Here is a 20,105-nt window from a genome sequence, read left to right as displayed (position 1 = left end):
CCATGGGGCGCATCATTTGTTGTGGCCTCGGGCCAGGCAATCCGGACTTGATGAGCGTGCGTGCCGATCGCGAGGTCCGCGCGGCCAAGCACATTGCTTATTTCCGAAAGAAGGGACGGCCCGGCCAGGCTCGACGCATTGTCGATGGGTTGCTGGCAAATGACGTCTGCGAATACCCGATGGAATATCCAGTCACCACGGAGATTGCCTTCGATAGTCCGGAATATGTACGTCTGCTTGCTGCCTTCTACGACGAATGGGCGGAGCGTCTTGCGCGGCTCGCCTGCGCTATCGACATCGTCGTGCTCTGCGAGGGCGATCCCTACTTCTACGGTTCCTTCATGCACCTCCACGCCCGTCTTCAGGGACGAGTCGAGATCGAGGTGATCGCGGGCATTCCCGGTATGGCCGGCTGCTGGAATTCGGTCGGCCGGCCAATCGCGCTTGGTGACGATGTGATGACGGTGCTGATGGGCACGCTTTCGGAGGACAAGCTCGAACGGCGCGTGCGCAATTCCGATGCGCTCGTCATTATGAAGACCGGGCGCAATCTGCAGAAGGTGCGCCGCGCCCTCCAAGCCGCTGGCCGCCTTGGCGAGGCATGGTTGATCGAACGCGGCACCATGCCGGGCGAGCGCGTCGTGCGGCTGAAGGATATGGACGAGGCCGAGTGTCCCTATTTCGCGATCGTGCTAGTGCATGGGCAGGGGCGGCAAATGGAGGCCGCCGAATGACCGGCACACTGACCATCGCGGGACTTGGGCCCGGCGACGAAGCGCTGGTCACGCCGGAAGTTTCCGGGGCGCTCGCCGCTGCAACGGACGTACTGGGCTATGCATCCTATGTCGCGCGCGTGAAGCCGCGTGAAGGACTCATGCTGCGTCCATCAGACAATCGCATGGAGTTGCAGCGAGCAAACGACGCCTTACATCTGGCATCGGAAGGACGCCGCGTCGTCATGGTTTCCTCCGGCGATCCGGGAGTATTCGCGATGGCTTCGGCCGTGTTCGAAGCGCTCGAAGCCGCACCGCAATGGAAAGGACTTGCAATCCGCGTAATACCCGGCGTGACCGCGATGCTGGCTGCGGCTGCGCGTGCCGGCGCGCCGCTGGGCCACGATTTTTGCGCGATCAATCTCTCAGACAACCTGAAGCCGTGGTCGATGATCGAGAAACGCCTGCGGCTTGCCGCCGAGGCCGACTTCGCGATCGCGATTTACAATCCGCGCTCAGTGAGCCGGCCCGAGGGCTTTGGACGCGCGCTCTCAGTTCTGAAGGAGGCGAGCTGCGGCGAACGCCTCGTGATCTTCGCGCACTGTGTCACTACGCCTGAGGAGCGAATTGAAACGGTGATGCTGCATGCGGCGCAGCCCGAGATGGCTGACATGAGAACACTTGTCATCGTGGGCAATTCGGCGACACGTCGCGTCGGTTCCTGGGTCTATGCGCCGAGGCATGTCCGATGACCGAGCCATTGCATGACCTCGGCCACGCGTTCGGTTCGCAGCCTGCCGGGCAATTCGGGCCGCGAAAGCATGACAACGGGAAGGCCAAACGCGCGCGCGGCGTCGATCTTGGCACGTGCGCCCGTTCCCCCGGAATTGCGGGCAACGATCCATTCGATGCCGCGCGAACGCATCATCTCCATTTCGCCGGCAAGGTTGAAAGGTCCGCGCGACACGATGAGATCGACGTCCGGAAACGGCAGCGATCCATCGGGAGGATCGACAAACCTCAAAGTGTAGACGTGCTGCGGCTTGGTGCTGAAGACTTCGATATGCTGCCGGCCGATCGCAAGGAACACCCGCGCGGGATTCTCCGGCAACACCGCGACAGCGCAGGTGATATCCGCGACCTCGATCCAATTGTCACCGGGCGTTTTTGCCCAGGGCTCGCGCTCGAGCGCGATCAGTGGTATCCTGGTCGCCTCGCACGCTGCAACCGCGTTGCGGCTCATCTCGGCCGCGAAGGGATGCGTCGCGTCGACGAGATGCGTAATTCCTTCCCGTCGAATGTATTCGGCAAGGCCGCTCGCGCCGCCAAACCCGCCGATGCGCGTTGGCAGCGATTGGCCGATCGGAGCTCGCGTCCGTCCGGCATACGAATAGATCGCGTCGAGCCCGGCGCGCGCGGCGGCATCCGCAAGCAGATTAGCATCGCTCGTTCCGCCCAGAATGAGGGCGCGCATCATGGATAATCCCTGGTTGACCATTATCGGCATTGGCGAAGATGGCCTTGTCGGCCTCTCGGAAGCAAGCCGAAAGGCGCTTGGGGAAGCCCAGACCGTGTTCGGCGGCGAGCGGCATCTCGTGCTGGCAGGCATTACCGACCGCGGTCGTCGCTGGCCTGCGCCCTTCGATGCGAACTGCGTGCTGGCGTGCCGTGGCCGTCCGACGGCGGTGCTCGCCTCGGGCGATCCGTTCTGGCACGGTGTCGGCAGCAACCTCGTGGAGCGGCTGCGCAAAAGCGAATGGATCGCGCATCCCGCTCCCTCGACATTCTCTCTTGCCGCGGCGCGGCTCGGATGGCGGCTCGAATCTGTCGTTTGTCTCGGACTTCACGCATCTCCGTTCGAGCGCCTGGTGCCGCACTTAGCACGCGAAGCTCGCATCATCTGTCTCGTGCGCGACGGCAGGGCGGCCGGCGATCTTGCCAACTGGCTGACGGCGCGGGGCTGGGGCGCGTCACCGCTATGGACTCTCGCCGCGCTCGGTGGCCCGCGCGAATCCGTGACGCAGCATCGTGCCGACAGCTACGCGACCGATGCGGGCGTGGGTCCGGTGGCCGTTGCGCTCGAAGCCAATGGACCGGACGGAGTTCCGCGCAGCTCCGGCCTTTCAGACGCGCTCTTCGTGCATGACGGTCAGATCACCAAGCGGCCGATGCGCGCGCTCGCGCTTTCGGCGTTGGCGCCGAGGCCCGGTGAAAGATTGTGGGACATCGGCGCGGGCTCCGGTTCGATATCTATAGAATGGGCTCTCTGCGGTGGCACGGCGATCGCAATTGAAGCGCGGGCCGATCGTGCAGCAAACATCCGCAGCAACGCCGCGAAGTTCGGCCTGACGCATCGGATCACGGCGATTGAGGGACCGGCACCTCAGATCCTTTCAGGCCTTGAGACCCCGCAAGCGGTCTTCATCGGCGGAGGGTTCGACGCCACGATGTTCGATGCCGCCTGGTCGCGCATTGAGGCCGGAACGCGGATGGTTGCGCACGCAGTTACGCTTGAGACAGAGGCGCTGCTTTCGAGCCTGCATCAACGCCACGGCGGCGAGCTGATGCGGGTCGAGATCGCGCATGCCGATAACCTCGGCCGTTATCGTTCCTGGGAGGCGGGGCGGCCGGTCGTGCAATGGAGTGCGATGAAGTGAAGGTCGCAGGTTTGGGATTCAAGCAGGACGTCACGCTTGCTTCGCTGCGTGAAGCGCTCGACGCCGCGGGAGGTTCTGACGGTCTCGCTGCAGTCGCCACCGTTAGCGACAAGGCCGAAGCCGCTGCGCTCAAAGCGCTTGCGTGTGAGCTCAATGTGTCGGTTAGGTCCGTTCCGGCCGATGTCTTGGCCGGCATCGTCACGTCCACACAGTCCGAATTCATCAAGGCGAAGTTCGGCACGGGCTCCGTCGCCGAAGCTGCGGCGCTGGCCGTGGCCGGCCGTGGCGCGCGCCTTGTTTCGGCGCGGACCGTTTCGCAAGATCGAATGGCGACCGCAGCGATCGCGGAAGGGGACGGCGAATGACCGTGCACTTCATCGGCGCCGGGCCGGGCGCAGCCGATCTGCTCACCTTGCGGGGACGCGATCTTATCACCGCCTGTCCAGTCTGCCTCTATGCCGGCTCGCTCGTGCCCGAGGGAGTTCTCGCGTATTGCCCAAAGGACGCGCGCATCGTCAACACTGCACCACTATCGCTCGACGACATCATATCGGAGCTCGTCACCGCGCATCGTGAGGGAAAGGACGTCGCACGGCTGCATTCTGGAGATCTCTCGATCTGGTCGGCGATGGGCGAGCAATTGCGCCGGCTGAGTGCGCTGCAAATTCCCTATTCAATCACGCCAGGCGTGCCGGCCTTTTCCGCCGCCGCGGCAGTGCTCGCGGCCGAGCTCACGCTGCCGGGTCGCACGCAATCCGTCGTGCTGACCCGAATGCCGGGCAGGGCGAGCGCGATGCCGGAGGGCGAAAAACTCGCCGCGTTCGCTGCCACCGGTGCGGTGCTGGCAATCCATCTCTCGATCCATCTGCTTTCCAAGGTGATTGATGAGCTGACCACGTACTATGGAGCAGACTGCCCGGTCGCGATCGTGTGGCGCGCGAGCTGGCCGGATCAGCGCATCATTCGCGCCACGCTCGGTACGCTGGATTCTGCCGCAAGCACCGAGCTCGAGCGCACGGCCGTCATTCTGGTCGGCCGCACACTGGGTTCGGAAGATTTCGGAGAAAGCCGCTTGTATGCTGCCGACTATGACCGCCGCTATCGGCCGCTCGGGCCGACGCCGCGCTTTCCGGAAGGCTCGTGATGGCGGCGAGCCTCGTCATCTCGGCGCCTGCATCCGGTGTCGGCAAGACGACGCTGACGCTGGCATTGGCACGCGCCTATCGCGATCGCGGGCTGAAGGTGCAGTGCTTCAAGAGCGGGCCCGATTATATCGACCCGGCCTTTCATGCGGCCGCCACGGGACGCACTTCGGTGAATATTGATAGCTGGGCCATGCGTCGTGAGGCGATCGAATCGGTCGCATCGCACGGACGCGATGCGGACCTCATTCTGGCTGAAGGTTCGATGGGCCTGTTCGACGGCGTTGCCGCGCCAGGCGTTTCGGGGACCGGCGCGACCGCCGATATCGCCGAGATGATGGGTTGGCCGGTCCTGCTCGTGATCGATCCTTCCGGACAGGCGCAAACTGCCGCGGCGGTGGCTGCGGGACTGCGCGATTTCCGCGCGGGCGTGCGTCTTGCCGGCGTCGTTCTCAACCGCGTCGCCAGCGCGCGGCACGAAGACCTGGTGCGGCGCGCCCTGGCAGGGGCAGGCATTTCGGTGTTCGGGGCGTTGCCCCGCCACGCCGCGATCACTATGCCGAAGCGGCACCTGGGCCTCGTGCAAGCCGAGGAGCAGGCTGAGGTTAACGAGCTTATTGCAGAGGCCGCACGCATCGCCGCCGAGCACGTCGATCTCGATGCGGTGCTGCAATCGGCATGCACCTGGATGGCGTCACGCGACACACACGGCCTAAGCGTCACGCCACCCGGACAACGCATCGCGCTCGCACGCGACGCTGCATTCTCGTTCGTCTATACGCACATGCTGGAGGCTTGGCGCGCAGCCGGAGCCGAGATCGTGACTTTCTCGCCGCTCGCCGATGAAGGCCCTGATGATAGTGCCGACGTCTGCTGGCTGCCGGGCGGCTATCCGGAATTGCACGCTGGCCAACTCGCGACAAATCGCCGATTTCGCCGCACGCTAACATCCTTTGCGGAGACACGGCCGGTGCATGGCGAATGCGGCGGCTATATGGTGCTGGGCTCCGCCTTGACCGACGCCAATGACGTACATCATGAGATGACGGGATTGCTCGGCCTGGAAACGAGTTTTGCCCAACGTAGCATGCATCTGGGCTACCGGCTTGCGGAGCTTGCGGTGCCAATGCCCGGGCATAAGGCCGGCGCGCGTCTGCGCGGCCACGAATTCCATTACTCCACCATTGTCTCTCAGCCCGATACGCGCCTGGCTATCGTGCGTGACGCGACCGGCGCGGTCGTTGCGGAGACCGGCTCGCGGCGCGGATACGCCAGTGGAACGTTCTTCCACCTCATTGCGGAGGACCGGTGAGCGGCTTTGCTTCCTTTGTCTCGGCTGGTCCAGGCGATCCTGAGCTCCTGACGCTCAAGACGGCCGCGCGTCTGCGCGCCGCCTATGTCGTGCTCTATGACGACCTTTCCTCGGGCGCGATCCTCGATCACGCCCGCCCCGGGGCCAATCTGGTGGCGGTCGGCAAGCGTGCAGGCCGGCCCTCGGTCAAACAGGAGCATGTCAACCGGCTGCTCATCGACTACGCCGCCGCAGGTGGGGGCGTCGTTCGCTTGAGATCGGAAGACGCCGGCATCTTCCGCCGGCTTGAACAGGAGATCGAAGCGCTGCGCGCGGCGGGCATCAGCTACGAGATCATTCCGCGCGTTACCTCGGCCTGCGTTGCGGCAGCGCGGTCCAACATTCCACTGACCCGCCGGCATACCTCGCGCCGCCTCCAGCTCGTGACCGGCGCTGATATCACTGGGCAATTGCCCGAAAATCTCAATTGGGCGGCGCTCGCCCATAAGGAATCGACGACTTTGGTCTATATGGGCAAGCGGACATTTCCGGCGCTCGTGGCAAGACTGATCGAGCACGGCATGGCTCCCGATACGTCGTCGCTGTTTGCCGAGTCTATCGGCGGCGCCGAACAGGCGGCTTGTCCGTACGACGATTGCGAAGCTCGCAGACCCAGCTCGCGCAAACCGACGCCGCAACGACGGTCATTCGTTTCGGCGCGCTGGCGGGCGAGGCTACGTGATGATGCCGTCGCCCGATCTCGCGAGCCCCTTGACGCGTCCTCTTCGGAAGGAGCACACAGTGCAGCCAAGGTGCTCGAAGCGGCGCAAAGCGCCGGAGCATAATCGGGAACGGGGAAGGGCGGACCCAATTGCGGTACCCGAAGCCCCGGCCGCCCCCGCGACTGTAAGCGGTGAGGGGCTCCGATCCGCCGCTGGGCCGTCAGCTCGGGAAGGCCGGAGACCCGTTTCGACCGCGAGCCAGGAGATCGGCCCTGCAGCTTTCAACACCAAAGCCGTCGGGTGGGACGGCAGAAGGGACGTAGATCATGCATATCGAACCAGGTATCGTTACGGGCGCCAAGCTCGTGCTGAGTTACGCGACAGGTGCCGCCGCCGCGGGCTGCGCATTGAAGCTTGCGGCAGAGACCGTGCGCGAGCAGGGAATCGTTTCCTTGGCGGTGCGCACCGTCGCAACAACAGTCCTGGTCTTCTCGTTCTTCGAACTCCTGCCGCATTTCCGGGTCGGCGTCTCGGAGGTGCATTTCATTCTCGGCTCGACACTGTTCCTCTTGTTCGGCGCAGCGCCAGCCGCGTTCGGGTTGGCGCTTGGTCTTCTGCTTCAGGGGCTGCTCTTCGTACCTGCCGACCTGCCGCAATACGGCATGAACGTGACCACGCTGCTGGTGCCGCTGTTTGCGATCCAGGTGCTGGCCGGGCGGATCATTCCCCGCAACACCGCCTTTGTTGACCTGCAATATCGCCAGGCGCTTGCGCTTTCGACCGCCTATCAATCCGGCATCGTGTTGTGGGTCGCTTTCTGGGCGCTGTATGGTGCGGGCTTTGCGGCCGAGAACCTCACTTCCATTGCGTCTTTCGCCGCTTCTTACGCGATCGTCGTGGTCATCGAGCCGCTAGCTGATCTAGCCGTGCTGGCATTGGCGAAATCGATGCGTGGCGTGACGGCGAACGGCCTCGTCACCTACCGCCTGCACAACGCCGCATAAGATTAAGTGAGGGCGGTCGCAGGCAGCGGCCGCCCTTCGCATAAGCTATGCTGACGCTCTCCCTGATAGGCATCGGTTGCGGCGATCCCGAGCAGCTTACGCTTGCTGCCGTGCGCGCGATCAACGCCGCCGATCTCGTTCTCATCCCGCGCAAGGGGGACGTGAAATCCGATCTCGCCGAATTGCGGCGGACGATCTGCGCGCAGGTGCTTGACAACGACCGGACGCGGATCGCCGAGTTCGTCATACCGGTGCGTGACGCCGGCCAAGAGGATTACCGCAAGGGCGTGGATGAATGGCACGATGCCTTGGCCTCGACCTGGTCGCACGAAATTGCGCAGCATCTCGGGAGTGAGGGGCGCGTTGCCCTGCTGATCTGGGGAGATCCTTCGCTATACGATTCGAGCCTGCGGATCGCGCGAAGGCTTGATCCGTTGCCAGCCATCGAGGTCGTCCCCGGTATCACGTCAATCCAGGCGCTTTGCGCGGCACATTCGCTGCCGTTGAACGAAATAGGCGAGCCTTTCCTGGTGACAACGGGACGACGGCTGCGCGAAGGCGGTTGGCCGCACGGCACGAACACCGTGGTCGTGATGCTCGATGGCGGTGCGGCGTTTCAGTCGCTCGATCCGGCAGGGCTGCACATCTGGTGGGGCGCCTATCTCGGCATGGGTGAGGAGATCACGATGTCGGGTGCGCTGGCCGAAGTGGGTCCAAGCATCGTCGCCGCTCGACAGCAAGCGCGCGAAAGGCAGGGCTGGATCATGGACAGCTACATTCTCAAGCGCGGATCGTAGCGCTCCCCGCGCGCGGGCTCGCTCGTAACGACAACATGCAACGGCAGGACATCATGCTACCGGAGTGGGTCTATCAGGAGTGCCCCGACGTTTCAGTCATCCATCGCGATGCAGCGCTGGCCCGTCAGGCTGAACTTACCAAACCAGACGGCGCACTCGGCCGGCTCGAGCATCTCGCGATCGAACTCGCCGGTCTGCAACAAACGGAGCAGCCGCGGGCCCAAAGCGCGCCGATCATCGTCTTCGCTGGCGATCATGGGATCGTCGCCCAAGGCGTATCGGCCTATCCGCAGGAAGTCACGATCGCGATGATGTCCAACTTCGCCTCGGGCGGCGCCGCAATTTCGATTCTGGCGCGCGAGCTGGGCTTGAGTCTTGAGATCGTCGATGCGGGCACGCTCGCGGAAGTTCCGATCGAGGGTGTCGTGACTGACAAGCCGCGGCGGAGTAGCCGCGACTTTAGCCAGGAAGCGGCACTTGAGCCTGCGGAGTTGGCCTTAGCCCTTGACTGCGGCAAGCGCGCGGTTCTGCGGGCTGCCACGAAAGAACCCGATCTTCTGATCCTTGGCGACATGGGTATCGGCAATACCACGACTTCGGCGGCAATCGCCGCCGCCCTGCTCGGCGTGAGCGCCGAGCAGGTGGCCGGCAGCGGAACGGGCCTAGATGCAGCAAAGCGCGCACGTAAGGCGCACCTGATAGACGGCGCGTTGGCTCGTCATGGGCTCACAATAGCAGGTACTGCTCCCGACCGGATCCTGTGCGCCGTCGGCGGTCTGGAAATTGCGGCGATCACTGGCGCGATCATCGCCGCCGCACAGCGTCGCGTTCCGCTTCTGATCGACGGCTTCATCGTTTCCGTCGAGGCATTGGCAGCGGTGCGTCTCAATCCTTCCTGTCGGCGATTTCTTTTATTCTCCCATCAATCGGCAGAGCAGGGGCACTGCCTGGTTCTTCAGGCCTTGAGCGCCAAGCCACTATTCAATCTGGATCTTCGGCTCGGCGAGGGAACGGGCGCCGCGCTAGCATTGCCGATTCTGCGGCTTGCATGCGCCCTGCATAACGGCATGGCGACCTTCGCGCAAGCCAAGGTTCCGAATCGATCATAGAGTGACGTTCTGATTTACCGACACAACCCGCCAATCGTTCCGCAGCCGATCAATTCGCGTTATGGACAGTGGATGAATAACGAAGCGCAAGGCTGCTCGCGGTTCGACATCGAGGGCGACGCAGAGCGCAGCGCGAATAGTGCCAGAGTGAACCACGAGCGTTGCAAGACCGGGAGCTATCTTGTGAAGCCCGAGCCGAACCCTGGCAATTTGATCTTCGAAGCTTTCGCCGCCGGGTGGCCTTGAGCGAGCGGCATCCTTCCAGAACTGCGCATAGCTTTCTCCTCCGAAAGCGAGATCGTCGTGACGTCGGCCGGTCCAATCTCCTAAATTCTGCTCCATGAACTCACGCACCGGGATTGGATCAAGGCGGAGGGCACGCGCTGTATCGAGAGTTCGTTGAGACGGACTTGCATAACTGACGGCGTTCTGCGGCAAGGACCTCCGCACGGCGTCCAAATGCGTCCGATCACCAAGGTCGGCCGGAGCATCGGCAGGGTGAATTGTACCTCCAGGGCAGTCGACAACCGCATGCCGGACCAGCCAAAGGAAGGTCTCTCCTTCCATGCAATATCTCCGAAAGTGTGACGGCCATGCTGTGTTGTTCCAAGTCAGGATAGGGCACTCCATCTCCGCCATTGTCAATGCGAGAAGGAGTCGGCCCGACACCGCCGTGCGGATACGTATCTTAGTCATCAATTTCCGTCTTCGACCCAGGCCAGCATTGACTGCCGGCCGGGCTTAGTTCTAGATGTTCGTGACGGTTCGCTGTTCTGGGGATGAAAAGGGAATGCGGTGTGAGAGATTCCTCAACGCCGCAACTGTACGCGGAGAATCTTTCGTCAGATGCCACTGGGCGACACGGTCCCGGGAAGGCGACGCAAGGTAACGACCCGCGAGCCAGGAGACCTGCCGTCAGCCGTGGTCACACGCGAAGATGTCGGTCCGGGAGTACAGACATTGGCCTCACCTGAGGTTTTGGCCCGAAGGTGAGACTTGGTTCGCTGTGACGTGCCACAGACGTCTTACCGAGATTCGAAACTTGTCTTCCTCCTCCGCCGGCAATTTGCGCGCAACTTCTTGCTCACATCCACCTTTCTCGCTTCGGCACTCGCCATTGATGACGTGCGTTGCGGAATGACGAACAACTCGATTTCCTGTTCGGTAAGTCCCGCCTTTGCCAACCCATGCAGCGCGGTCAGGGGAAGCTGCTTTCGCACCGCCAGGGCGAGGTCCGCCTGAGAGCGTATGACCTCTCCAAGGACCGAGCGTCCGCCGCGCGTCGTTGCTACGATTTCGACAATGGACACAGGGCCTCCCTCGAGCGGCAACATGCCGTATAAATAGCGGCATATTGCCCGATGCAAGAGCCCCGAGCGTCCCATTCTTCAGGTCGTACTCCGTGTAAAATTTCGTCTGCTCTTTCAGGCGCAGGTTCATGAAGGGAAACCATCACTTCTGGATCCATGGGACCCTTCACACGTTGGATTTCCCTATCCTCATGAGCTCTCGGCGGATCCACAGCGCCCTGATCGTCCGCCTCTGCGCCTGCCAATTATTGTTCTAAATAACGGCATAGTTGCTGGCGCCGCTTGCCATTCGGCGCTTGGGATATAGTTCGCCAGGCAAAGATCGCATCAGTAAGTCAATCCTGACCTTACCGGTTTGGCCAAGCAGCCGAGCCCCAACTATCCGCGAGGCAGGCCGAGGCTGTCGGCCAAGGACTGGATCGAATCCAGGCGCCATCACCAGCGCTGATAAAGCCTTGCTGCAGATCCTGAGCTGCCAATGCGCTTCGCTCACCGTGCGGCCTCCGTGCCGTGTATCGATGATGACTTCTGCTTCTGCGAAAGTTTTGTGACCGACGTCTGGTTCTCGCGCGCATCCGACGTCTAGTGATGATGTTGTGGCTGCGCACCAACAGTCTGGATCTGCTTTGGTTTTGGCCCTGGCGTGTAGAGCGCAACGGCCAACAGCAGACAGCCGTCAGTACCACGACGGACCAACGGCACCATCTATGTTGACCAAGATCAATGGCGCTGCAGGTATTTCTGGGTATAATGGGTGATCTGGTGATTTGGAGCTACGGGATGTCAGCAACCGAAATCGCAGCACGTCATTTCTCTGCCGCCATTGCGGAAGCGGCAGGCGCGGGCCACGCGACTGACAGCGTTTGCCGAGCGCTGCTCGGTCTCCTGGTCACGAAATATCTCGAGAGCCGGCCCGTCGCCGACGTTCAGTCGGAGCTGCACTTTGTCGCCGACAATTGCGATCCGTCCACGGATTTCATGTTCATGCGGCCGTAGTGAGCTATCGCCTATAATGCGTCGCGCTGACCTTGTCATTGCGACCCGTTGGCTCGCAATGACGATGGGGGTTGGCGGACGAGTCCACTAACACCCCGCCGGCTCGCCCACCATGTTCGGCTGCCGCGCCAGCGAGACCGCGGGCGATGACCGCCTGCGCGGCGAAGATCGCGGCACCAGATAAAGCCATATAACCCGCCGACGATGGCCATCAATGTCGCGCCCAATTTGCGTCAAGAAATTGGGTCGCGGCATCTTCATGCCGACCCTAACCTAAGCTCCAATTGTGGCGCGATTGGCAATAACTGCGCAGAGCCGAGCATGGGCACAATAGAATCTCGTTCAGCTTGAGGCTGAAATGCCTTGAACCTCACGTGGCGTCAGGTTGTAGCATGCAACATGACCAAACCTATTCCGCGACGCGTCGATGGCGAATCGGCTCGGGTGGCGGTTTGGTTGCCGTGCGCATGAAAGGCAATATGGAACCGAAGGGTGTTTGAAGCGACCCCATCGCTGATGAAGGCGCAAGAACGCGATCTTTGGAAAATCCATATCACCGATGCGCGGCGCAAGGCCTAAGCGGCAATGCAAGAAAGAAAAAGAAGAGGGGAGTAAACGTGGCAACGATTGTGATGACGACGGCGCCGACTGCACCCACCGCATCGAAACAGTGGTATCGGATCCTCTACGTTCAAGTGCTGATCGCGATCGTGCTCGGCGCACTCGTTGGCTGGCTCTGGCCAAATCTGGCTACCAATGACTGGATCAAGGCGCTCGGCGACGGCTTCATCAAGCTGATCAAGATGGTGATCGCGCCGATCATCTTCTGCACGGTGGTTTCGGGCATCGCCCATATCCAGGACGCCAAAAAGGTTGGACGCATCGGCATCAAGGCGCTGGTCTATTTCGAGATTGTCTCCACTTTCGCTCTGGTGATCGGCGTCATCGTCGGCAATCTGTTGCGGCCCGGCGCAGGATTTGGTAGCGCCGCGGCGAACGCACAAGCTGTGGCCAACTACGCGAAGCAGGCGGATGCGCAGAAGACCGTGGACTTCATCCTGCACATAATTCCAGACACCGTGGTCGGCGCGTTTGCGCAGGGCGAGATCCTGCAGGTGCTGTTGTTCTCGATCCTGTTCGGCTTCGCGCTCATGGGTCTTGGCGAACGCGGTCAAGCCATCCGCTCCTTCATCGATGACGGCGCTCATGGCGTGTTCGGCGTGATCTCGATCGTGATGCGGGCGGCGCCGGTCGGCGCTTTCGGCGCCATGGCCTACACCATCGGCAAGTTCGGCTCCGGTGCGATCCTCAACCTGATCGGGCTGATCGCGACGTTCTATGTCACGGCGGCGCTGTTCGTGTTCGTTGTGCTCGGCATTATCGCGCGGATAGCAGGCTTCTCGATCTTCAAGTTCCTGGCCTATATCAAGGACGAACTGCTAATCGTGCTCGGCACCTCCTCGTCGGAAAGTGCGCTGCCATCGTTGATGGAAAAGCTCGAGCGTCTTGGCTGCTCGAAATCGGTGGTCGGGCTCGTCGTGCCGACGGGATACTCGTTCAATCTCGACGGCACCAACATCTACATGACTCTGGCGACGCTGTTCATTGCGCAGGCGCTCGGCATCAATCTTTCCTTCGGCCAGCAGCTGACCATTCTGGTCGTGGCCATGCTGACGTCGAAGGGCGCCTCCGGCATAACTGGTGCCGGCTTCATCACACTTGCTGCAACGCTCGCCGTGGTCGATCCGCGGCTAGTGCCGGGCATGGCGATCGTGCTCGGCATCGACAAGTTCATGAGCGAATGCCGGGCGCTCACCAATCTCTGCGGCAATGGCGTTGCCTGCGTGATCGTCGCCTGGTGGGAAGGTGAACTCGATCGCGAGAAGCTCACGGATAGTCTCAGCAAGCAGATCGATCCGGCCGATCTCGAGAACCGGGCTGACGACGGACTGAGCCGGTTTACCCTGCAATCAAATGATCAGGGTAAACTCACGAGAATCGATAAAAGTCAGGGGAAAGCTCAACCGCTCCTCTGACGTTCACCCCAAGTCGTTTCTGATTTTACTCAAGGGGTAGTTCCCAACCGGAGGTGAGCAAAGCACTCGGGTAAAGGTCATCACCCTCCGTCGTTGGCGAAAACTCTACTGCGTAAGGCTGATGCCGCCCACCCCTCGTAGTGCACTCGCGGAGAGGATGTTATCCGGCTGGGAGAATGCACAGCGAAAGATCATCGCGGATCTAGTGCTGGACAGGATTCCCATGGAAGAAGCGTCCGTTGGAGCTCGCGTTGCCTGGTACGCAATTGCGAGCGCTTGAAATCCTGAATTCCTGTAGGGGCATGAAAAGTCGCGACCGATAGCCCCTTTGTAAGCAGCGGTCGCGACGGAAGTGTTCCGCATCCAAGGGGCGAGCGCAAGAGCTACCCACCCCCAACCAAGAGCTACCCACCCCCAACAATGAGCGGGGCTTGTCTCTCTTGAGACAATGACGTGCGGCGACTCAGCGCAAACAAAAAGGCCGCCTTTGGTGTGGCGGTCTTTCAGCATGACAGCGGAAGATTAAGACAGGCGAGGCACGAACCCCTTTCGTATCCCGCGATGGGACCACCTGCCGGGCTACATTCCGTCGTGGTGCATCACGCCTCATGGGAAGCCCTGGGATATTGTGCCTGAACAGGTGCGGCATTTTTGCGACCGCTTTGAGCCAAATTTTCCTGCGAAGCTCTTAATCACCCGAGTTTGCTCGTCGCTTCCGTCGCATCAAAAACGGTACGCATGAGTAGTTCTGCAATGTAACGCGCCGTCGGAGCCGTAGTGACGTTAGCTGTGCCAGCTTTTCGGGGTAGCGAAACCAAAAATCTCTATGAAAGAGGCTGAGGTTCTCAATGAACTCGGGAACATGCTCTGGCAGTTTTAATCCCAGATCCCTCGTATGGCTAAGCAGCGCCGAAAGATCATGCGAGCGTTGCCACCGACCTGGCGGGTGCGCTTGTATTCGATGAAAGCCCTGGTGCCGGCCACGCTGGACCCTACGATGAAAAGCCCCCTATTCTTGAAATCCGTCGACATCCGACTCAAGTCTCGCTTATTCTCACCAAATTTTCTGATAGAAATTTCGCAATTCGCTGCGCCTCTCATACGGGATGCCGTCGCGCAGATCGAAGCCAATCGTCTTTTCGAACAACGAAAGACTCTCTGGCCGTCGAAACACTCCATCACGATCCAACGCTGACAGCTCGCAAACTCTACCACTCCAAACGGGGCCGCGCACTCTTCGTCATTTCTATGCCTCAATTCGCGAATCGCGCTGAAAGCATGACACGCTTAACGTGCCTTTGCCTGAGGCTGCCAGGGCAATGCGCGCCAAATCATCGATAGGCCGGCCGGTGCAATCCAAAGCGAACCCGCCGCCCGCAAGGGCGATACATGCCAAATCGTCAGTAGAGCGTCGTTCGAACATGACAGTTTTCTCCGAAAGGGAAATTGCGCCGGCAAAATGAGAATTGCCGGCGCAGAGGATCAGCCCTTGATGGTGCGGGGATCGTTGCCGTAAGTTCGCTCTTCGCGGATCGTACCATCGCTCTTGTGCAGAACGGCTTGGCCAAGACCGCCGCTATCTTGCGCGCGATGACCGGCTTTCACGGCCGCGGCCTCGGAGGCCTTTTGCGTGCGGTGATTGGATACAACTTCGCCGCCCTTTTTGACGACCCAGCCATCACCTTTCGGGACAGAATGGAAAACTTGTCGTTTCGTCATCTAGCTTTCCTTCAAATTTAACAGTGTTTGATGATGGAGCCGCGGATTTTCGCCGCAGCTCGATCGAGGATGCTATGCAGTGGCAGTGGTGTTGATCTGGTCAGAATTGGTCGGTCGCGCCGTCGCGGAAGCCGTGTCGAATAACTGGTTACAATGCATGATCATCGACTCAATGAAACGGCCTTGGATCACACCAAGGTCTGCCCATCTCGTCTTGAAAGCCGTGCTGGGGATGAAGTTAAGCGTAAGCCGGCCAGTGTACGCCGTCGGCCTCAGCCAGCCGCGCCGGGTCCACTGATCGGGCGTATGATAGAAATCGCCGTCCTTGTCGACGGCCCAAGTCACGACATTGCCGTCGCGGATAGCCTTCTTGAAGGCCTCCAGAAGCCGGCTCGGGTCAGTAGTCTCGAAGTTGATAGCCATTGTCGTCATCTCTTGTTGAGACGACAGAAGACGAGAAGGGCACTTGACAATTATCGTTTACAATAACTACTCGCCATGTGATCACACCTTCCCTGCCGCCAGGTTGGGACAGAGGCCGAGCGGTGTTTCCACCACCTCTCGGGCCGCGCTATGTCCGCCGACGCGCAAGTTTCGGATTGCGGACGGCGTCATCAGTGGAAATTGGGAACGATCGTTCCAACTTTCAAGCAACTGTGAGCCGAATTTTTACCGTGGATTGTGCGTGAACGCTGATTGACTCCATGAGTCGCGGCTTCACTGATTCGCGATATAGCGTAGGCTTGCGGCATCGCATCGGGACGCGCGGCCGGTAGCCGGCGGCCTCTTTCACTCGAGTACTTCATAACCAAAAGCCACGCCTTCGGGATCGTTTCCCTCGAACCACTTTTCCGCGGCGTCTTGATTGGCGAAGACCTTGATGTGCTCAACCTGCTTGCTGGTGTTGACGTAGACAAAAACGGTCCTCGGTCTCTCTTCAGCTTGCGCATGCCCCAATGATGACTTTTGCGATCGGGATGACGCCGATCCGGGCCAACATCGTCGGGCCGCCGCTCTCTGCAACAAGGATGAGCGCCTCCGTGGCAGCCTGCCATTCCGGCGCGGAGTGTTCGGCCTTCGGCAGCTCCATGATACAGCTGGCGGCATCCCTCAAGGTGAGGAGCCGGCGGCCATTCGGAAGCGAAATTGGATCCTCAAACGAGGTAGACCAGGGCTAGGGAAAATAGCCTTTCTAAAATAAGGGGTGAGGCCGCCACGAGGGCACGCAGGGGCCCTGATCGCGCAGTATACAAGGCGGGGCTGGTAGCCATTTGCGCGACCTGCAGTCACGCTAGACCCGTTCAGACGGGCCGCAACTTTCGCCGGCACCGGGCATGACCGCGGTTACATAGGAACAGTCGCGCTGCAACGACGTTGTCAGCGGAATCCCCCAATGCGGAGCTTTCCCATGCGACAACAGCGCACGCAACGATCGACTGTGGCGGCGCCAGCGACAACGATCAGGGCGCCGACCGAACTTCCGACAACTGGTTACGCCCTCATTGTCGATGGCCATGCGAAACGAGAGTTCAAAACCCAGGATTCTGCTATCGAAGCAGCCAAAGACTTGAAGACGCGCTTTCCCAACCTTCAGATCAAGGTTTACGATGCGGAAGCAAAGCGGGCTGAGCAGATCGAGATCGAACCCGCTCCGGCCTAAAAAAGCAAATCGGCAACTGTTTCCCCATTGGCAGCACGGGGCAATACTCGCGCCATTGATTCCATGACAAGGTTGGCGATCGAGGCGAGCGGCGTCATTGCGCTGCGTATGACAAAACTCATGCTGGGCGGAAAACGGGCGGCGCGGCGAGAGGCCAAACAGCGAGCTACGGGCCGTCGCTGTGGGAAGGAGAAACTGGACCTTCGCCGGCTCCGATGAGGGCGGCCGGCGGGCTGCTGCGATCTACACCCTCATCGCCAGCGCCAAGCTCAACGACATCGATCCATAGGCTTGGCTCGCGGACGTGCTCGCACGCATCAACGATCATGCTATCCAGAGGCTGGCTGAACTACTGCCGTGGAACTGGCGAGAGCCTGTGCCGAGCGATGTCGAAGCGGCGTGAGCCAAGAGGACACATGCGAGCGAGCGGTCTATCCGCGGCAGATAAATCGGCGGTGACGCCCGCCTGCCAACAGCTCATTGACGGCTTCCTGAAGCCGCGCTTCATGCTCACTATCCGGCCGACGCAGTTCAACTACCCCGTCGACATCCTAGGAAAGTGGCACGGCACCAAGTATCGCTTCATTCAACGCTATCGCGGAGCGACTTGCCAATCTAATGGCGGTCTTCTGCATTCTCAGCTGGCGCGTACTCTGGCTCACCATGCTCAATCGCATCGCCCCGGACGCGTCACCGAAGCTCGCATTGACGGACACCGAGATCGCATTGCTCGATCGGCTCGCCAGCCACCGACGATGTCGCCCTGGAACCCTTGCATTTTAACTTACCAAACTAGCACGATTGGGTGGCTATCTGGCCAGGGCGGGCGATCCGCCGCCTGGAAATGTTGTCATCTGGCGCGGCCTCTCGAGACTCACAGATATCGAACTCGGCGCCGAAATCGCAGCGGCTGGAAATGTGGGTAATTGAAAGCCTCACCGGACGGATACGAATTGTCAGCATCAGCGATCTCCGCTCGAGCGGCATGACGACACAGTCAATAAGGACTACGTCACTACAACCGATGCTCGAGGAGACGAACCAGAAGCCGGGCTCTCCAATGATCTATGAGTATCCGGACCAGTCACGAATTCAGATCTCGGCTGCAGCTAACTGTCCGCCGGCTGACCTTAAAAGCCGCTGCGTGGTGGCGCTCCCAGAACGAGCTGAGATAGATAGGGAATGTCGCGCACGATCCAGCGTACCATTAGTGCGACGGCAACAATCGCTCCGCCAAAGATTCCAGCGACTGTCAACCTGGTCGTCAGATCCCAAAGTTCTCCGTACGGCATCCAATCCATGAAACGAAAGACGGTACCTTGGATCAAGTATAGCAGCAGCGTGCTCTGACCCAGTTCCACGGTGATAAAGCGGGTCACTCGATTTGAGCGGCCAACTTTCCAGCATTGAAAGATGAGCTCGATCACGATTGCTGAGGCCGCTGCGGAGCCAAGAAGCATCAGAAGTACGTTTTTTGCCGAGTCCATATCGTGCATTAGGGCGAGATTGTTGTAGATGTAAGTGTCTTTGCGCCAGCCTAGAAAGCACACCAAAGCCGCTATGGAGAAAAACCCGATTAAGAGCGGCTTGTGAGATCGCGTTATGCTCGTCCACCGTTCTCTCGATTGAGCAAACCAGAATCCCAGGCAGAAAAACGGGTAAGTATACTTTATGAGGGGCGATATGGAAAACGTCAGAGGTGCAAGTTCGACTAGTATGACTGATACGAGTAAGATCCAGGGCGACCAATGATTGAAATTCGAAAGAATTTTGACGAGAAGGAAAGAAACAAAGGCAGCCCAGATGAACCAGTATGTGCCGGCGGAATCGTTTAGAAACTCCAAAACGCTGCCTGGCGCGCTTACAGACGGGCTAAATATGGCCAACTTGGCTGTCGCCAGCATAGCGTACCAAAACAGCGCGGGCACCAAGAGCTGCATCGCACGATCACTAATGGCTCGAGTGAACGACTTTCGCAAGAGCGCTCGCCAAGAAAGATATCCGCTTATTGCCATAAAGAGTGGCATGTGGAACATGTAGATCAATTTAAAAAATGGCGACTCCCAGAAGCCTTCATCTCGGTAGACGACATATTGGATCAGGTGACCGACGATCACCAAAATGATGAGCACTCCTTTCGCGAAATCTAAACCCAGATCTCGATCGTTTGCCTCTGGCGTGCGTGCCCCGGGCACAGTCGATCCAGTTACATTTTGCAATGTATCAAACCTCTCGATATCCTCGATGAGCTGAACAGCCGTTTGACTGGCGAATACCCGCTGCTACTAGGTACTGGCCGTACGCTGGATCAGCAAAAAGGCGGCTCACCATAGTCGTTAATTCAGAGGTCCCGGCCAGCATCAACGGCATTCCTGCCGGATGTCGCGGGTCTACTCTCCCAAACGCTGCAAGTGCCACGACAGCCAGCGGTTCAGACCGGCTTGCAATATCGGGGTGTTGCTGAAGGAAACGTGCGAGCGTCGTTCCCGACCTGGGGAGACCGGGAAGCAAACACACCTCTGACGATTTGTTTAGGGCCGAGTTTCATGATGTGCCGGTAGACTGGAGTAAGGTAAAGGCGCTGATTGTGTCAAGAGAGGTAAGCCGAGCTGCCGAACCCCGGTATACAGCTGCCCACCTATTATGAAAAGCACTTCGCTGACGTGCAATCGATCATTCGGCGATTGCGGAGGCATTTGCCATCCACACTCTACGGCTTAGCTGACGGAGGTCGATGACATGTTCTATTGTACGGAGGGTATAGAAAAGAGGGGACCAGCTATACGAAGGTTTACCCGTGTAAGTTCTACCCTCGCTTGTATCGGGTTTCCGAAACGAGCAGGCGCGTTGCAGCGTGTGCCGACCGGGGGAGGGTGCAACGAACTGCAGGATGCGCCAAATCGCGTCTTGCGGCTGGTGGTACGACGGAAGCCGCTGCTGCGAGATGGC

The 20,105-nt window shown here is 60.2% G+C and carries 20 protein-coding genes, 2 pseudogenes and 2 riboswitches; of the genes and pseudogenes, 15 read left to right on the top strand and 7 right to left on the bottom strand.

Features of this window, described 5'->3' with window-relative positions; genetic code table 11:
* Positions 1-2 precede the first annotated feature (2 nt).
* Both RX331_RS27330 and cobJ read left to right on the top strand, forming a co-directional pair.
* Positions 3-734 carry a precorrin-2 C(20)-methyltransferase gene (locus RX331_RS27330; RefSeq protein ID WP_317252731.1) on the top strand — a complete coding sequence of 244 codons (732 nt, stop codon included), beginning with the start codon at positions 3-5 and terminating at the stop codon, positions 732-734.
* Positions 731-1,465 (top strand): precorrin-3B C(17)-methyltransferase, encoded by a 735-nt coding sequence (gene cobJ, locus RX331_RS27325; protein WP_317252730.1) that lies wholly within the window; start codon positions 731-733, stop codon positions 1,463-1,465. The genes RX331_RS27330 and cobJ overlap by 4 nt, the downstream gene beginning before the upstream one ends.
* Here cobJ and RX331_RS27320 read toward each other — a convergent pair.
* On the bottom strand, positions 1,441-2,190 hold the full coding sequence (locus RX331_RS27320) for a cobalt-precorrin-6A reductase (protein WP_317252729.1): 750 nt from the start codon (positions 2,188-2,190) through the stop codon (positions 1,441-1,443). The two genes, cobJ and RX331_RS27320, sit on opposite strands and share 25 nt — an antisense overlap.
* Between RX331_RS27320 and cbiE the strand changes: the two genes are divergently transcribed.
* The 8 genes and pseudogenes from cbiE (at position 2,189) to cobT (ending at position 9,435) form a co-directional block, all read left to right on the top strand.
* Positions 2,189-3,370, top strand: coding sequence for a precorrin-6y C5,15-methyltransferase (decarboxylating) subunit CbiE (gene cbiE / locus RX331_RS27315; RefSeq protein ID WP_317252728.1), 1,182 nt, complete (start codon positions 2,189-2,191; stop codon positions 3,368-3,370). The two genes, RX331_RS27320 and cbiE, sit on opposite strands and share 2 nt — an antisense overlap.
* Positions 3,367-3,735 carry a cobalamin biosynthesis protein gene (locus tag RX331_RS27310; RefSeq protein WP_317252727.1) on the top strand — a complete coding sequence of 123 codons (369 nt, stop codon included), beginning with the start codon at positions 3,367-3,369 and terminating at the stop codon, positions 3,733-3,735. The genes cbiE and RX331_RS27310 overlap by 4 nt, the downstream gene beginning before the upstream one ends.
* On the top strand, positions 3,732-4,514 hold the full coding sequence (gene cobM / locus RX331_RS27305; protein WP_317252726.1) for a precorrin-4 C(11)-methyltransferase: 783 nt from the start codon (positions 3,732-3,734) through the stop codon (positions 4,512-4,514). Before RX331_RS27310 ends, cobM begins: the two co-directional genes overlap by 4 nt.
* Positions 4,514-5,824 carry a cobyrinate a,c-diamide synthase gene (locus RX331_RS27300; protein WP_317252725.1) on the top strand — a complete coding sequence of 437 codons (1,311 nt, stop codon included), beginning with the start codon at positions 4,514-4,516 and terminating at the stop codon, positions 5,822-5,824. The genes cobM and RX331_RS27300 overlap by 1 nt, the downstream gene beginning before the upstream one ends.
* Positions 5,821-6,381: pseudogene (locus RX331_RS27295) on the top strand (uroporphyrinogen-III C-methyltransferase); the annotation flags it as partial. The gene RX331_RS27300 and the pseudogene RX331_RS27295, both read left to right, overlap by 4 nt.
* A 215-nt stretch (positions 6,382-6,596) precedes the next feature.
* Positions 6,597-6,815, top strand: a riboswitch (cobalamin riboswitch).
* 36 nt (positions 6,816-6,851) lie between these two features.
* Entirely contained in the window at positions 6,852-7,529 is a 678-nt protein-coding gene (locus tag RX331_RS27290) for an energy-coupling factor ABC transporter permease (RefSeq protein ID WP_317252724.1), read from the top strand.
* 47 nt (positions 7,530-7,576) lie between these two features.
* The gene (cobF, locus tag RX331_RS27285; RefSeq protein ID WP_317252723.1) at positions 7,577-8,326 is read left to right on the top strand and encodes a precorrin-6A synthase (deacetylating); all 750 of its coding nucleotides are present in this window, start codon (positions 7,577-7,579) and stop codon (positions 8,324-8,326) included.
* Between the two features lie 53 nt (positions 8,327-8,379).
* Positions 8,380-9,435: a nicotinate-nucleotide--dimethylbenzimidazole phosphoribosyltransferase gene (cobT, locus tag RX331_RS27280; protein WP_317258255.1), complete on the top strand. Its 1,056-nt coding sequence runs from the start codon at positions 8,380-8,382 to the stop codon at positions 9,433-9,435.
* Here the strand turns inward: cobT and RX331_RS27275 are convergent.
* Together RX331_RS27275 and RX331_RS27270 are read right to left on the bottom strand one after the other, a co-directional pair.
* Positions 9,430-10,002 carry a histidine phosphatase family protein gene (locus RX331_RS27275; RefSeq protein WP_317252722.1) on the bottom strand — a complete coding sequence of 191 codons (573 nt, stop codon included), beginning with the start codon at positions 10,000-10,002 and terminating at the stop codon, positions 9,430-9,432. The genes cobT and RX331_RS27275 overlap by 6 nt on opposite strands.
* A 177-nt stretch (positions 10,003-10,179) precedes the next feature.
* A riboswitch (cobalamin riboswitch) is annotated at positions 10,180-10,367 on the top strand.
* A 93-nt stretch (positions 10,368-10,460) separates the two neighbouring features.
* On the bottom strand, positions 10,461-10,745 hold the full coding sequence (locus tag RX331_RS27270) for a hypothetical protein (protein WP_317252721.1): 285 nt from the start codon (positions 10,743-10,745) through the stop codon (positions 10,461-10,463).
* A 780-nt stretch (positions 10,746-11,525) separates the two neighbouring features.
* Between RX331_RS27270 and RX331_RS27265 the strand changes: the two genes are divergently transcribed.
* The 3 genes from RX331_RS27265 (at position 11,526) to RX331_RS27255 (ending at position 14,972) form a co-directional block, all read left to right on the top strand.
* Positions 11,526-11,741 (top strand): hypothetical protein, encoded by a 216-nt coding sequence (locus tag RX331_RS27265; RefSeq protein ID WP_317252720.1) that lies wholly within the window; start codon positions 11,526-11,528, stop codon positions 11,739-11,741.
* Positions 11,742-12,373: 632 nt separating this feature from the next.
* On the top strand, positions 12,374-13,777 hold the full coding sequence (locus RX331_RS27260) for a dicarboxylate/amino acid:cation symporter (RefSeq protein ID WP_410708323.1): 1,404 nt from the start codon (positions 12,374-12,376) through the stop codon (positions 13,775-13,777).
* 895 nt (positions 13,778-14,672) lie between these two features.
* On the top strand, positions 14,673-14,972 hold the full coding sequence (locus tag RX331_RS27255) for a hypothetical protein (protein ID WP_317252719.1): 300 nt from the start codon (positions 14,673-14,675) through the stop codon (positions 14,970-14,972).
* A 287-nt stretch (positions 14,973-15,259) separates the two neighbouring features.
* Here the strand turns inward: RX331_RS27255 and RX331_RS27250 are convergent, their stop codons facing one another.
* The 3 genes from RX331_RS27250 to RX331_RS27240 form a co-directional block, all read right to left on the bottom strand.
* The gene (locus RX331_RS27250) at positions 15,260-15,496 is read right to left on the bottom strand and encodes a DUF2188 domain-containing protein (protein WP_317252718.1); all 237 of its coding nucleotides are present in this window, start codon (positions 15,494-15,496) and stop codon (positions 15,260-15,262) included.
* Positions 15,497-15,568: 72 nt separating this feature from the next.
* On the bottom strand, positions 15,569-15,919 hold the full coding sequence (locus tag RX331_RS27245; protein WP_317252717.1) for a hypothetical protein: 351 nt from the start codon (positions 15,917-15,919) through the stop codon (positions 15,569-15,571).
* 514 nt (positions 15,920-16,433) lie between these two features.
* Complete coding sequence (locus RX331_RS27240; RefSeq protein ID WP_317252716.1) at positions 16,434-16,586, bottom strand: hypothetical protein; 153 nt, start codon at positions 16,584-16,586, stop codon at positions 16,434-16,436.
* Between the two features lie 318 nt (positions 16,587-16,904).
* On the opposite strand from RX331_RS27240, the gene RX331_RS27235 reads away from it, so the two are divergent.
* Both RX331_RS27235 and RX331_RS27230 read left to right on the top strand, forming a co-directional pair.
* The gene (locus RX331_RS27235) at positions 16,905-17,156 is read left to right on the top strand and encodes a hypothetical protein (RefSeq protein ID WP_317252715.1); all 252 of its coding nucleotides are present in this window, start codon (positions 16,905-16,907) and stop codon (positions 17,154-17,156) included.
* A 166-nt stretch (positions 17,157-17,322) separates the two neighbouring features.
* Positions 17,323-17,559 (top strand): annotated as a pseudogene (locus tag RX331_RS27230) (transposase domain-containing protein); the annotation flags it as partial.
* 727 nt (positions 17,560-18,286) lie between these two features.
* Here the strand turns inward: RX331_RS27230 and nolL are convergent.
* On the bottom strand, positions 18,287-19,375 hold the full coding sequence (nolL, locus tag RX331_RS27225; RefSeq protein WP_317252714.1) for a nodulation factor fucose acetyltransferase NolL: 1,089 nt from the start codon (positions 19,373-19,375) through the stop codon (positions 18,287-18,289).
* Positions 19,376-20,105: the final 730 nt, after the last annotated feature.

It is taken from the genome of Bradyrhizobium sp. BWA-3-5 (assembly GCF_032917985.1).
Lineage (GTDB): Bacteria > Pseudomonadota > Alphaproteobacteria > Rhizobiales > Xanthobacteraceae > Bradyrhizobium.
Note: the sequence above shows the minus strand (reverse complement) of the source record. Positions and strands in the feature narration are given on the sequence as shown.